Source organism: Streptomyces fragilis, from assembly GCF_003112515.1.
Taxonomy (GTDB): Bacteria; Actinomycetota; Actinomycetes; order Streptomycetales; family Streptomycetaceae; genus Streptomyces; species Streptomyces fragilis.
This window is the reverse complement of the sequence record NZ_BEVZ01000003.1, coordinates 196,037-209,538: the sequence shown is the minus strand read 5'-3', so window position 1 is coordinate 209,538 and position 13,502 is coordinate 196,037. Positions and strand designations below refer to the sequence as shown.

The 13,502-nt window shown below is 75.7% G+C and carries 13 protein-coding genes; 12 read left to right on the top strand and 1 reads right to left on the bottom strand.

Annotated features, from left to right (window positions below; translation table 11 throughout):
* The first annotated feature begins 25 nt into the window (after positions 1-25).
* From Sfr03f_RS11555 to Sfr03f_RS11540, 4 genes are all read left to right on the top strand, one after another.
* The gene (locus Sfr03f_RS11555; RefSeq protein WP_108953754.1) at positions 26-1,522 is read left to right on the top strand and encodes an NsdA family TPR-like regulatory protein; all 1,497 of its coding nucleotides are present in this window, start codon (positions 26-28) and stop codon (positions 1,520-1,522) included.
* Positions 1,523-1,865: 343 nt separating this feature from the next.
* A complete protein-coding gene (locus Sfr03f_RS11550; RefSeq protein WP_108953753.1) occupies positions 1,866-2,657 on the top strand; it encodes a thioesterase family protein in 792 nt (263 codons plus the stop codon).
* Between the two features lie 58 nt (positions 2,658-2,715).
* Positions 2,716-3,885 (top strand): lactate 2-monooxygenase, encoded by a 1,170-nt coding sequence (locus Sfr03f_RS11545; RefSeq protein ID WP_245967525.1) that lies wholly within the window; start codon positions 2,716-2,718, stop codon positions 3,883-3,885.
* Between the two features lie 3 nt (positions 3,886-3,888).
* The gene (locus Sfr03f_RS11540; protein WP_174721573.1) at positions 3,889-5,340 is read left to right on the top strand and encodes a hypothetical protein; all 1,452 of its coding nucleotides are present in this window, start codon (positions 3,889-3,891) and stop codon (positions 5,338-5,340) included.
* Between the two features lie 57 nt (positions 5,341-5,397).
* On the opposite strand, the gene Sfr03f_RS11535 is transcribed toward Sfr03f_RS11540, so the two are convergent.
* On the bottom strand, positions 5,398-5,712 hold the full coding sequence (locus Sfr03f_RS11535) for a hypothetical protein (protein WP_108953752.1): 315 nt from the start codon (positions 5,710-5,712) through the stop codon (positions 5,398-5,400).
* 187 nt (positions 5,713-5,899) lie between these two features.
* Between Sfr03f_RS11535 and Sfr03f_RS11530 the strand changes: the two genes are divergently transcribed.
* From Sfr03f_RS11530 to Sfr03f_RS11490, 8 genes are all read left to right on the top strand, one after another.
* Positions 5,900-6,271, top strand: a complete 372-nt coding sequence (locus Sfr03f_RS11530; RefSeq protein ID WP_108953751.1) for an arsenate reductase family protein — start codon at positions 5,900-5,902, stop codon at positions 6,269-6,271.
* A 71-nt stretch (positions 6,272-6,342) separates the two neighbouring features.
* On the top strand, positions 6,343-7,242 hold the full coding sequence (locus Sfr03f_RS11525; protein ID WP_108953750.1) for a hypothetical protein: 900 nt from the start codon (positions 6,343-6,345) through the stop codon (positions 7,240-7,242).
* Positions 7,243-7,548: 306 nt separating this feature from the next.
* On the top strand, positions 7,549-8,577 hold the full coding sequence (glnII, locus tag Sfr03f_RS11520; protein ID WP_108954069.1) for a glutamine synthetase: 1,029 nt from the start codon (positions 7,549-7,551) through the stop codon (positions 8,575-8,577).
* 307 nt (positions 8,578-8,884) lie between these two features.
* The gene (locus Sfr03f_RS11510) at positions 8,885-9,604 is read left to right on the top strand and encodes a winged helix-turn-helix domain-containing protein (RefSeq protein WP_108953748.1); all 720 of its coding nucleotides are present in this window, start codon (positions 8,885-8,887) and stop codon (positions 9,602-9,604) included.
* A gap of 39 nt (positions 9,605-9,643) precedes the next feature.
* On the top strand, positions 9,644-10,186 hold the full coding sequence (locus Sfr03f_RS11505) for a tetratricopeptide repeat protein (RefSeq protein ID WP_245967524.1): 543 nt from the start codon (positions 9,644-9,646) through the stop codon (positions 10,184-10,186).
* A 30-nt stretch (positions 10,187-10,216) separates the two neighbouring features.
* Positions 10,217-12,157 (top strand): hypothetical protein, encoded by a 1,941-nt coding sequence (locus Sfr03f_RS11500; RefSeq protein WP_108953747.1) that lies wholly within the window; start codon positions 10,217-10,219, stop codon positions 12,155-12,157.
* Between the two features lie 115 nt (positions 12,158-12,272).
* The gene (locus tag Sfr03f_RS11495) at positions 12,273-12,965 is read left to right on the top strand and encodes a TetR/AcrR family transcriptional regulator (protein WP_108953746.1); all 693 of its coding nucleotides are present in this window, start codon (positions 12,273-12,275) and stop codon (positions 12,963-12,965) included.
* Between the two features lie 84 nt (positions 12,966-13,049).
* Positions 13,050-13,418, top strand: coding sequence for a DUF4190 domain-containing protein (locus tag Sfr03f_RS11490; RefSeq protein WP_108953745.1), 369 nt, complete (start codon positions 13,050-13,052; stop codon positions 13,416-13,418).
* The last annotated feature ends 84 nt before the right edge of the window (positions 13,419-13,502 follow it).

Genomic DNA, 13,502 nt, shown 5'->3' with positions numbered 1-13,502 from the left:
CGGAAGGCAGGAGACCGCACCGCAGATGACGGAACGACCCGCGCAGCGCACTCCCAACCGCCAGCTCGCCGCGCTCATCGCAGAGGCGGGATTCTCCAACGCGGGACTGGCCCGGCGCGTGGACCAGCTGGGACTCGAGCACGGACTCGACCTGCGGTACGACAAGACGTCCGTCACCCGCTGGCTGCGGGGACAGCAGCCCCGGGGGACCACGCCGGCGCTGATCGCCGAGGTGTTCACCCGCCGCCTCGGCCGCCGGCTGACCGCCCAGGACCTCGGCCTCGACGCCTGCGCCCCGGTGTACGCCGGGCTGGAGTTCGCGGCCACCCCGGAGGAGGCCGTGGACATCGTCAGCGGCCTGTGGCGCAAGGACTCGGGCAGCCACGCCGAGCTCCGCAAGATCGCCTTCACCCCGGCCGGGCTGGTGGTCCCCAGCCGCGACTGGCTGATCGGCCGCCCCGACGAGCGGGTCGGCCGGGGCGAGCCGCCCGCGGGCGCGGTCCGGGTACCGGCGCAGGGCCGGCCCGTCCGTGAGCCCGGGCAGACGATCGCCGCGGTGCCCCGGCAGCGCGGCGGCCGCGGCGGCGGCGCGGAACGGGCGGCCGAGCGAGGCCCCGGCCAGCGGGTGACCGGCGGGGACGTCGCCGCGCTGCGGTCGGTGGGCGAGCTCTTCCGCTCCCTCGACCACGCCTACGGCGGCGGGCACGCCCGGCAGGCGCTGGTCCGCTACCTCGAGCACGAGGCGGAGCCGATGCTCCGCGGCGTGTACGGCGAGAAGCTGGGCCGCCGCCTGTTCGGCGCGGTGGCCGACCTGACCCGGCTGGCCGGCTGGACCTCGTACGACATCGGGGCGCACGGGCTGGCCCAGCGGTACTTCGTGCAGGCGCTGCGCCTGAGCCAGGCGGCGGGCGACCGGATGTACGGGGCGTACGTGCTGGTGTCGATGAGCCGGCAGGCCGTGTACCTCGGCCACGGACGGGAGGCGGTGCAGCTCGCCCGGGTGGCGCAGCAGGGCGCAGGCGGCTCCGCTCCCCCGGTGGTGCAGGCCCTGCTGCACGCGGTGGAGGCCCGGGCGCACGGCGTGCTGGGAGAGGTGCGGGCGTCCACGGCGGCGCTGGTGCGGGCGGAGCGGGCGCTGGAGGCGGCCCGGTCGGGGGACGAGGTCCCGCCGTGGGCGCGCTTCTTCGACGAGGCGCAGCTGGCGGACGAGTTCGGCCACTGCCACCGTGACCTGCAGCAGTACCGGGCGGCCGCCCAGTACGCGGAGCGCTCGCTGCAGCTGCGGGCGCCGGCGTACGCCCGCAGCCGGCTCTTCTGCCGCCTGGTGCTGGCGTCGGCGCGGCTGGGGCTGGGCGAGCTGGACCAGGCCTGCCAGCTGGGTGCGGAGGCCGCGGGGCAGGCGGCGGAGATGCGGTCGCTGCGGGCGGTGGAGTACGTGCGGGACTTCGAGCGGCGGCTCGAGCCGTACAAGGACGCGGCACCGGTCCGCACCTACCGGGACCGGGTGGCGGCACTCCTCTGACCGGCGCCCGCACCCGGACGGCGCCCCCGCCCGAGCGGCCCCCGCCCGGACAGCGCCCGCGCCCGGACGGCGCCCCCACCCGAGCGGCACCCCGCCCGGACAGCGCCCCGCACCCGAGCGGCACCCCGCCGGGCCGGCGCCTGCGCCCCGGCAGCGCCCTCGCCGCCGGACGCTCCGGGCTGCCCCGTGCGCCGGACGGTTCCACCCGGGACCGTCCGGCGCCCGCACGTGCGTGACCGCCCGCCCCTGCCCGGGCCGCCCCGACGACCCCGTTGACCCGTGCCTTACGCTGCCCCCACCCAGATGGTTGGCCTATGAACACAAGAGGGGGCGGGGGCACCGCATGGACCGGACGAACGACACCCCGGCGTTCTTCACCGCGGACGGGGACACCCTGGTCCCGGGGGAGCACGCCACCAGCTGGTGGACGCCCGGCGCCCTGCACGGCCGTCTCCTCGGCGGGCTGCTCGCCCGCTCCCTGGAGCGCGAGCACCACGACGAGGGCCTGCACGTCGCCCGCCTCACCGTCGACCTGTTCCGCGCCTGCCCCTTCGCCCCGGTCCGGGTGACCACCGAGCGGGTCCGCGACGGCCGCCGCATCCGCGTGGCCGACGCCGTGCTGCACGGCGCGAACGGCGTCGCCGCCCGCGCGAGCGCCGTGCTGCTGCGCCGTGGGGAGCAGCCCCCGGGCCCGGTCCCGGCCACCCCGGACTGGGACGCCCCGCCGCCCGAGGAGATCGCGCCCGCCCGGCACGACATGCCGTGGAACTTCTGGCAGTTCGACGGCGACAACCGTCCCGTGAGCAGCTGGCGGGACGCGGCGGTGCGCCGGGCCTGGTTGCGTGACGAGGCCGACCTGGTCGCTGGCGAGGCCCTCTCCCCGTTCGTGCGGGTCGCCCTGGCCGCCGACACCGCGAGCCCCATGTCGCACCGCTCCGACGAGGAGCTGGAGTTCATCAACGCGGACTACACGCTCTCCCTCTCTCGTCTCCCGCTCGGTGACGCCATAGGGTTCCAGGCCACGGCGCACAGCAGCGAGGACGGCGTCGCGGTCGGCCACTGCACCTTGTACGACACGGCCGGCCCGATCGGTTACTCGACGACCACCGCCCTCGCCAACGTCCGCCGCGGCTGAGGTCCTTGTCGCGCCGCACCCCCGCTCGTCCCCTCCCTCGTCGTCCAAGGAGACTCCGGTGCCCAACCACGGTGACTGGCAACTCGGCATCTACTTCGACGGGCTGGTCGGCAAGGTGCCCGAACTGCCCATGTCCTACGGCGAACTGGAGCGCCGCGCGGAGCAGGTGATGCCGCCCGAGCTGTGGTCGTACGTGGCCGGCGGGGCGGGCGACGAGCGCACCCAGAACGCCAACGTGACGGCCTTCGAGCGGTGGGGCCTGATGCCGCGGATGCTCGCGGGGGCGGCCGAACGCGACCTGTCCACCGAGCTGTTCGGCCGCCGGCTGCCGACGCCGCTGATGCTGGCCCCGGTCGGCGTGATCGGCCTGTGCGACCTGGCCGAGGGCCGGGGCGACCTGGTCACCGCCCGCGCGGCCGCCGCGACCGGCGTCCCGATGATCGCCTCCACGCTCTCCCAGGACCCGATGGAGGACGTGGCGCGCGAACTCGGCGACACCCCGGGCTGGTTCCAGCTGTACCCGCCCAACGACCCCGAGCTGACCGAGTCCCTGGTGCGCCGCGCGGAGGCCGCGGGGTACTCGGCGATCGTCGTCACCCTGGACACCCTCACGCTCGGCTGGCGTCCCCGTGACCTGTCCCTCGCGAGCTTCCCCCAGCTCAAGGGGCAGTGCCTGGCCAACTACTTCAGCGACCCGGTGTTCCGATCCCGGCTGGCCGTCCCGCCGGAGGAGGACCCGGAGGCCGCCACCGGCCACTGGGCGATGATCTTCGGCAACCAGCGTCTGACCTGGGACGACCTGGCCTGGCTGCGCTCCCTGACCTCCCTGCCCGTGCTGCTCAAGGGCATCTGCTCCCCCGAGGACGCCCGGCGGGCCGTGGACGGCGGGGTCGACGGCCTCTACTGCTCCAACCACGGCGGCCGCCAGGCCAACGGCGGCCTGCCCGCCCTGGACTGCCTGCCCGAGGTGGTCGACGCGGCGGGCGAGGTGCCGGTGGTCTTCGACTCCGGCGTCCGCGGCGCCCCCGACGTGGTGAAGGCCCTCGCCCTCGGCGCCCGCGCGGTGGCCGTCGGCCGCCCCTACAGCTACGGCCTCGCCGTGGGCGGCCAGGCCGGCGTCGAGCACGTCCTGCGCTGCCTGCTCGCCGAGCTCGACCTGACCCTCGCCATCGACGGCTACGCCTCCACCGCCTCCCTCACCCGCGGCGACCTGCGCCCGGTGCGGTGACGCGTGGCCGGGGACGAGCACGGCGGCGTGCTGCGGCTGGCGGCGGGTGAGAGCGTCGAGCGGGTGGTGGGCGACCTGGACGCCGACCCCGCGGCGTGGCTCGCGCTGGACGACGGGGTCCGCCGGGCCCTGGAGCCCTCGTCGTGGGACACCGGGTACGAGCGGTGGCACCGGCTGCGGAGCCTGCCGCTGCCGTCCGGGCCGTACACCGGGCCGCTCCTCGCCACGGCCCTGTGCCACGGGGACGGGCGGGTCCGCGAGAAGGCCCTGAAGGAGGCCGAGGCGCACCCCGGGCTGCTGCCGCTGGTGGTCGTCCGCTGCGCCGACTGGGCGGGCCCGGTGCGGCTGCGGGCACGTGCCCTGCTGTGGCGGATGCTCACCGTCGGGCGGGCCGTCGCGCTCACGCCGCTGGTGCTGCGCGTGGGCCGCCGCTCCCGGGGCGACTGCGCGGTCGGCCTGGTCCGCGACGTCCTGCGGCAGGCGACGGCCGGGGAGCTCGGTCCGCTGCTGGCCCACCGCGAGCGGCGGGTGCGCCGCTTCGCCGTGCGGCTGGTGGTCGAGGAGGGGCTGTTCACCCCCGTCGAACTGGCACGGACGGCCGCCGCCGACGCGGACGTGGTCGTGCAGAACCTGTGCTCGGAGGCGGCCCTCGCCGCCCTGGCCCCGCTGCCCGACGGGCACCCGCAGCGCGCGGCGGTACTGGAGCCGCTGCTGGGGGCGCGCAACGCCCACGCCCGAGCCGGCGGGGTCACCGCGCTCCGGCGGTCCGGCCGCCCGGACCGGGCCGGGGCCTATCTGTGCGACCGCTCCGCCGTGGTGCGGGCCTGCGCGCGGTGGGTGCTGCGGGAGCACGGCGTCGACCCGCTCCCCCGCTACCGGACGCTGTGCGCGAACCCCGACGACCCGGCGGTCCCGCCCGGCGCCGTCGCGGGCCTCGCCGAATGCGGCGCCCGGGAGGACGCCCGGCTGCTGCGCCCGCTGCTCGCCCACCCCGCGGCCGCCGTCCGGGCCCGGGCGGTGGCCGGCCTGCGGCAGCTGGACGCCGTGGACCGCGCGGAGCTGCTGCCGTTGCTGGAGGACCCGGCGGCCGGTGTGGCGCGGGAGGCCGCGACGGCCCTCCTGCCGGACGCGGCGCGCCTGGACCCGGCGCCGCTGGCCCGGCTGCTCGGACCCGGCCGCCCCGCGCACCAGCGGCGGGCGGCCCTGCGGCTGCTCATCGCGCACGGCGGTCTGCCCCGGCTCCGGGCGTCGGTGGCACTGCTGGACGACCCCGACGAAGGGCTGCGGAGGCGGGCGCTGCGGTCCCTGGGCGACTGGCCGCCCGTCAGGACGGCGCAGGACGGCGCGGAGGTGGCCGCCCTGCTCGAACGCGCCCGTGACCACGTCCCCCGCTCCCGGCTGGAGTTCCTCATCTCGGCCACCGGCACCGCCCTCGCCCCGCGTCGGGACGCGTGACGCCCCGGCCGGAGGACCGGCCGGGGCGTGGCGTGCGTGCGCGTGCGGTGAGCGGCGTCAGTACGCCTGGAGCAGCGCCCTGACCATCCGGCAGGTCGCCGGGGACGGAGGGTGGACGCCGATCAGCTGGGCCGCCATGTGGACGACCTCGTCGGGGGCCTGCCGCGCGGTGTGGAAGCCCGAGTCGAGCAGGGTGATCGCCAGCCGCATCGCCTTCAGGCGGCGGTTGTGGTCGATGTACCACTCGCGCGGCCGGCCCGCGGGCAGCGGACGCTTCTGGACGGGGACGTAGGGACGGTCGAGCGGGACGGGACGCTTGCTGGTGGACTGGGTGGGACGGGCCTTGGGCCGGGTCGTGGAAGCGGCGGGCACAGGCATCCTCCTGTCGCGGACGGGTCGCCCGAGGGACCGGCGGAGGACCCCCGCCGAACCCCTTCGAACATACATTCATTCTACCGCCCGGCACCGACAAAGTCCCTGGCCAGGAGGGGTGTTGGGGCTCCGGTGGCGGATGGGGGAAACGAGTTCCGGGCAGCCGGCCGGCGCGTATCGTGGGCCCATGGAGATCTGGATCAACCCGGCCTGTTCGAAGTGCCGCAGCGCCCTGTCGCTGCTCGACGCGGAGGGCGCCGACTACACCGTGCGCCGCTACCTGGAGGACGTCCCCGGCGAGGGCGAGATCCGCGCCGTGCTGGAGCGGCTCGGCCTGGAGCCGTGGGAGATCACCCGCACCCAGGAGGCCGCCGCCAAGGAGCTGGGGCTGAAGGAGTGGCCCAGGGACGCCGCCGCCCGCGACCGGTGGATCGCCGCGCTGGCCGCCCACCCCGAGCTGATCCAGCGCCCGATCATCACCGCCGACGACGGCACGGCCGTGGTCGCCCGCTCCGAGGACGCGGTACGCGAGGCCCTGGCGCGCGACGGGAGGTCCTGACGGCCCGGGCGGCGAACGGGTGCCGCACGCCCCTGGAGGCAGCCGCCGGGCCGCTGTTAGCGTCCGCGACCATGAAGAGCGACGCCGCCGACAGACCCTCCGGTCCCGGTTCCTTCACGGGACCGCTCCCCGAGTACCGGTCCCCCGCACAGGATGCCTGGCTCGCGGAGCGGCGGCGGGTGCGCGCCCAGGAGCGCGGGCGGCGGCTACGGCGGGGCGTCGGCATCGGAGCCGTAGTGGTGGCCGGTGCGGTGGTGCTGGGCGTCGCCCTGTGGCCGGCGGAGGGCGGCGACTCCAAGGCCGCGCCTCCCGGCCCGGCGCACTCCCGCTCCGGCTCGGCCGCGCCCGCTCCCCACTCCGCCCCTCCCGACCCGAACCGCACGGTCACGGTGCCCCCGCTGCACGTGGCGACGCCCGCAGAGACGCCGCCCGCGCTCACCGAGGCGCTGCGGCGACCGCACGTCGACATGCAGCACTCGTACCCGAACGAGCTGGTGAGGACGGAACACGCCACCTACCGCAGGGTCGACCAGCAGAACTACGGCGCCAGGACCCCCCTGGAGCGCTCCGTCCTGATGACGCCGGAGCTGTCCGCCGTGGTCGCGCAGGGAGGGCCGTGCGACCTGCAGTCGGACGCCCTGTACATCGACACCGCCGGCACGGCCCAGATCCAGGTGAGCGTGATCACCTTCGAGCGCCCCGAGGACGCCGTGCGGGTGCGGGAGGCGGCCGCGACGGACCCCCTGACCTACTGGGCCCTGCCCATTCCGAGCGGGCGGATGACCGACGTCCGGGATCCCCGGGCGAGCGCCCACGCGCAGGTGACGACGGTCCGCTCGGTGATCCTCGCGAAGGGGCAGTGGACCGACGGCCAACGCGCGGACGCCGCACTCGCCACCCGCACCGAGGCCCTGCTCACCCACGTCGAGGACGCGGTGATGGGCTTCGAGGACCCCTCCGGGAGCCTGTGACCGCGGGGGCCGACGGGCGGGCCCTACCCCCTCGCCGGGGCGGTCAAGCCCATCGCATACGAGCCGCCGGACCTCCGCGCGGTCGCCGGCGGACGGGCGTGCCGGATCGTCCCGTGCGCGGTGGCCGGGGCGCCTCACACGCCCGTACGGGGGACCCGGAAGGCCGGTAACACGGGGTTCACACGAGGGCAACGGTCGGGAAATCGCCCCTTGGCAGTCTGCGGGACATACCGGCGCACCGATGCCGCAGCGCCTCGCCCCGCGACGACCGTCCCGCACGGTCGAGACCACCGAAGGATGTGGCCCGTGACCTTCAAGGCTGAGTACATCTGGATCGACGGCACCGAGCCGACGGCCAAGCTCCGTTCCAAGACGAAGATCCTCTCCGACGACGCCAAGGGTGCCGAGCTGCCGATCTGGGGCTTCGACGGCTCCAGCACCAACCAGGCCGAGGGCCACTCCTCCGACTGCGTGCTCAAGCCGGTCTTCTCCTGCCCGGACCCGGTCCGCGGCGGCGAGGACATCCTGGTGCTGTGCGAGGTGCTGAACATCGACCTCACCCCGCACCCGAGCAACACGCGCGCCGCCCTGGTCGAGGTGGCCGAGCGGTACGGCTCCCAGGAGCCGATCTTCGGCATCGAGCAGGAGTACACCTTCTTCAAGGACAACTACCCGCTCGGTTTCCCGCGCGGCGGCTTCCCGGCCCCGCAGGGCGGCTACTACTGCGGCGTCGGCGCGGACGAGATCTTCGGCCGCGACATCGTCGAGGCGCACCTGGAGAACTGCCTCAAGGCGGGCCTGGGCATCTCCGGCATCAACGCCGAGGTCATGCCGGGCCAGTGGGAGTTCCAGGTCGGCCCGCTCGCCCCGCTCGAGGTCTCGGACCAGTTGTGGATCGCCCGCTGGCTGCTCTACCGCACCGCCGAGGACTTCGGCGTGGCCGCCACCCTCGACCCCAAGCCGGTCAAGGGCGACTGGAACGGCGCCGGCGCGCACACCAACTTCTCCACCAAGGCGATGCGTGAGGGCTACGACGCCATCATCACCGCCTGCGAGTCGCTCGGCGAGGGCTCCAAGCCGCTGGACCACGTGAAGAACTACGGCGCCGGCATCGACGACCGTCTGACCGGTCTGCACGAGACCGCCCCGTGGGACAAGTACTCCTACGGCGTCTCCAACCGCGGCGCCTCGGTCCGCATCCCGTGGCAGGTCGAGAAGGACGGCAAGGGCTACATCGAGGACCGCCGCCCGAACGCCAACGTCGACCCGTACGTGGTGACCCGCCTGATCGTGGACACCTGCTGCGAGGCGCTGGAGAAGGCCGGCCAGGTCTGATCCGGCCGCGGGCCCGGCCCACGAACGGTCCCGGAGCAGGGGGCGCCCGCCAACTGGTGGACGCCCCCTTCCACTTGCCCGCAACTCTGGTCTAATGGGAGCACATCAACGGCATGGGGAGGTGTGGCATGACAGGTCGGTTCGATCTCGAGCCCTTCTGGCCGTCCCGTCAGCACCACGACTTCGACCGTGTGTGTCGTCGCGCGACCTGCGCGCCGGCCCGCTGACACCTTCTCCTCGCAGCCTCGCCGCCGCGCGCGATCCACGTCCCTTCCGACGACCTTCCGCGCGAAAGAAGCTGATTCCCATGGCGACCACGCACGCCTCGCACACGTCCGACCTGCACTCCCCCGCCCTGCACCCCTCCGGCCCGCGCACGGCCGAGGCCGCCGCGCGCCGCCGTCTGCGGGCGGTGGGCTCCCCGGGGGCGGCGGCCCCCGCCCCCGTCGAACGGCTGCTGCCGCCGGGCGCCACCTGGCTGCCCGTCCCGCCGCAGTCGGTGCCCTCGCTGCCGGGGCAGCCGCCGATGGTCGGCTACCTGGTGCTGGTGCCCGCCGACCGGCAGCCACCCTTCCTGCGGGAGGCCGCCGCACCCGCCGCCCCGCCCTTCGCGCACCCGCTCGCACCCCCCTTCGCCCCGCCCGCCGTCCAGGACGTCCCGATCCCGGCCGACGGCGCGACGGGCGAGGACGCCGTGAACGCCGTGACCGACGAGGACGCCGGGGACGCCGCGACCGCGGAACTGATCCGCGTGGACGTGCCGCGCCGCACCGCCGAGGTCGCCGGGCAGCCGCTGGACCTCACCTACCTGGAGTTCGAACTCCTCGCCCACCTGGTCGCCCACCCCCACCGCGTCCACACCCGGGACCAGCTGGTGGCGACCGTCTGGGGCTACGGCCACATCGGCGACGGCCGCACCGTCGACGTCCACGTCGCCCGGCTGCGCCGCAAGCTGGGCGAGCACCGCCAGGCGATCACCACCGTGCGCAGGGTCGGCTACAAGTACACGCCCCCGCTGGCGGACTGACTCTCGACGGCGCCGCGCGCCCGTGACAGGGTGGCCGCCATGGAACCGATCATGGTGGAGCGGGAGTGGGAGGAGCGCGTCACGGCCGCCTGGGCGACCATGGACGACTTCCCGCAGGACGAGCAGGGCGGGCAGGCGTTCCGCGCCCGGATCGGCGCGCTGGCCGACGAGCTTCCGGACGGTCATCCGTTCGCCCTGTTCGAGCGCGCGTGTGCGTGGGACTCGACCGGGCGTTCCGATCGGGCGGAGCCGCTCTACCGGCAGGCACTGGAGCGCGGGCTCGACGGCTACAAAGGCCGCCGGGCCCGCATCCAACTGGCCAGCTCGCTGCGCAACATCGGCCGGGCCGAGGAGGGCGTCGCCCTGCTCGAGCCCGAACTGACGGCGCCGTCGGACGAGTTGGACGACGCGGTGCGCTGCGTCCTGGCACTGTGCCTGTCATCGCTCGGGCGTGACCGGGAGGGCCTGTCCCTGGTGACCGAGGCGCTGGCCGCCCATCTGCCGCGCTACCAGCGGTCGATGGCGAACTACGCGCGGCTGCTGCGCGACCCGTCCGAGGGGAACTCTCCCACCAACGGGTGACCAACGCCCGGTTCGCTCGTTCTGCTGAACGTGCAGCCACAGCATGTCGCCTCCCCTCCGCCCGCCCGCAGGGCCCGCCCCCACCGCCCCGGCGAAGACCTCGACGTGGAGCAGGCCGAGGCCGCGCTCGTCGAGCACTACCCGCGGCTGGTCCGGCTCGCGTACCTGCTGCTGCCGTCCGGCCAGGACCGCGGTCGGCGGGTGCTCACCGCGCACGCCGTCACCCAGCGGGCCCTGCCCAGGGGGAGGACGCCCTCCTCGGTGATCCCCGCCCAGGCGCAGGGCCTGGACAGCGACCCGGGGTACGCGGTGGTGCGGATGCGGATCGTGCGGGCCGCTCTGGAGGCGGGCGGCCGGCGGAGGCTGCCCCGCTTCCCGCTCCTGCCCCCGCTGCTCCCCCAGGTGTGGGGCATCCGCCTGTTCCCCCGCTCCGGAGGCGCGGGGGAACTGGCCCTGGAGCAGCGGCTGTCCGCCCTCTCCCCGGCCGCGCGGGCGGCGTACGTGCTGCGCGGGCTGGAGCGGCTGCCGGACGACGAGGTCCGTGAGGTCCTGGAGTCGGCGGGCGTGGAGAGCCCGTACACGGCGGTCCGCGAGGCGGACAAGGTGCCGGTCCAGTACACCCTGCTCGACTCCCCGGAGTTCGACCCGTGCGCCCTGCAGGCCCGGCCGACGGACCTGATGCGCCGCCGTCAGCACACCAAGGCGGCCCTGGCCGCGGCGGCGGCCGCGGTGGTCTGCGCGGCGCTGGTGCTGTCGCCGGGCGACGGCTGGGGGCCGGACGGCGCCGCGGCCCCGCCGTACGCCAGCAACCCGGCGATGCGCGCCGCGCTGGACCCGGCCGAGCTGGTCCGGGCCGAGCCGGACGCCTGGCGGACCTCGGCCCGCCTGGACTTCTCCGTCTGGCCCGCCCGGGGCGCGCTGGCCGGGGACGAGCGGCTGCTGCGGCGCGCGCTGGCCGTCTGGGCGCGTCCCGGCCGCACGGTGCAGGTCTCGGCGACCCCCGGCACGCCCTCCGGCGGCCCGGCGGGTCCGCCCCGGCTGCTGTACGCGGGCGAGGTCGACGGCGCCCGCGTGGTGCTGCTGCACGACGGGCTGCGGATCGTCCGGTACGCGGAGCCCGCCACCGGCGCGGCCGGCGCGGCACTGGACTTCGCCCGCGCCGACGGCGCCGCGGACGTCACCGCGAGCGCCGTGGTGGTGGGCCGCTCCGACGGCAACGTCCGCTACCTGCTGGCGCCCTGGGTGGAGGAGGCCGCCGGCCGGGACCTGCTGGGCGGCAAAGGGAGCGGCTCCCGCCGCGAGGTGCTGGACGTCGGGCCGGACGGGGTGACCTCTCCGCTGGCCGGGCCGGTCCGGCAGCAGCCCGGCGCCTGCACCTCGTGGAACGCCCTGGAGCTCACCGGGGACGGCGGCCGGCGGATGGTCACGGACCTGGGCGAGCTCACCCCGGCCGCGCTCACGGTGGGCGAGCCGGGCGCCGGGCCCGCCGACTTCGGGCCCCGCTCCCGGCAGGCGTGGAAGCCGCTGGCCTGCACGCTGGCGACGATGCGCGGGCAGGGCGTGCGGTCGGTGAACGCGTGGCGGTTCGCCGAGCAGCCGCTGCCGGACGGCACGGGCTCGGCGGCCTGGGTGTGCACCCGCTCCGAGACCTGGCGCGGCGAGGGCGCGCAGGTGCTGGCCCAGTTCCGTCCGCCGGGCGTGGAGGCGGCGGCGGTCACCGCGAAGGGCACCGACGTCACGGCCTGCGGGGCGCGTGACCCGCAGGCCGTCGCGGGCGTGCTGTGGAAGGCGGGCAGCGGCGCCTGGTACCTGCTGGCGGCGGGCGGCCCGCGCACGGCGTCGGTCACCGCCTCCGGCGGGGTGCGCGCCCAGGCGGACGGGCGCTTCCTCAGCGCCCCGGCCGAGCAGGGTGCGCGCGCCGACCTCAGGGCGACCCTGACCGACGGGCGCAGGATCACCGGCCTCGGCTGAGGCACGGCGGGCGGCGCGCGGGCCCCGGCGGCCACGAGCCCCCGGCGGCCGCGATCTCCCGGCGGCCCGCGGGCCGTGCCGACCGCGGGCGCGCACCCGCCGCTAAGGTGTTCGTATGACTACCGGGGTACGTCGCAGGATGGGGGTCGAGGAGCGGCGGCAGCAGTTGATCGACGTCGCACTCGAGCTGTTCAGCCACCGTTCGCCCGACGAGGTCTCCATCGACGAGATCGCCGCGGCCGCCGGGATTTCGCGCCCCTTGGTGTACCACTACTTCCCGGGCAAGCTCAGCCTGTACGAGGCGGCGCTGCAGCTGGCCTCGCAGGACCTCGCGGGGCGGTTCACCGAGCCGCGGGAGGGCCCGCTGGGCGCCCGGCTGCTGCGGGTGACGCGCCGCTTCTTCGCGTTCGTCGACGATCACGGCCCGGGGTTCTCGGCGCTGATGCGCGGCGGCCCCGCGGTGGGCTCGTCAACCACCAACGCGCTGGTCGACGGGGTGCGCCAGGTGGCGTTCGAGCAGATGCTGCAGCACATGGCGCTGGAGGGGCCCGTCTCCCCGCGGCTGGAGCTGCTGCTGCGCTCGTGGATCTCGCACGCCGAGTCGACGGCGCTGCTCTGGCTGTCCGGGCGGGCGATCCCGCGCGAGGAGCTGGAGGTGCAGCTGGTGCACGACTTCGCCGCGCTCGCGGCGGTCGCCGCCACCTCCGACCCGCTGCTGGCGGACCTGCTGCGCCGGGTGCTGGCCGAGGAGCCGCAGGACAGCCCCTTCGTCGAGCTGATCGGCAGGCTGGCGGCGCTGGCCGCCTGAGGGGCAGCAGGAATCCGTCAACGCTCCCGGGGAAGACGGCAGTTCGTATCCAGTCGGATTCTCCCCAGAGATGAGTGTGACGTGATGTCCTCCTACGACCGGCCGCAGCCGAAGAACGGCCTCGCCATCCCCGCCCTGGTGCTCGGCATCCTGGCGGTGGTCTTCTTCTGGACCGTGGTCGGCGGCATCCTGCTCGGGGTCCTCGCGCTGGTGTTCGGCATCCTGGGGATGCGCCGGGCCCGCCGCGACGGGGCGCCGCACCGCGGGCTGTCGGTGACCGGCGCGGTGCTGGGCACGCTGGCGTTGATCGGCTCCCTGCTGCTGGTCGTGGTGGGGGCGTCGCTGCTGGGCAGCGACGAGTTCGAGAACCTGAGGGACTGCGTGAAGCAGGCGGACACGCAGGCCGAGATGGACGCGTGCGAGCGGGACTACGGCGACCAGGTCAACGACTGACCGCGCGGACGCGGTCAGCGGCCCGCGTACCCGCTCCGGACGGCGGACGGCGTCCCCCACAGGCCGTGGGGGACGCCGTCCGGT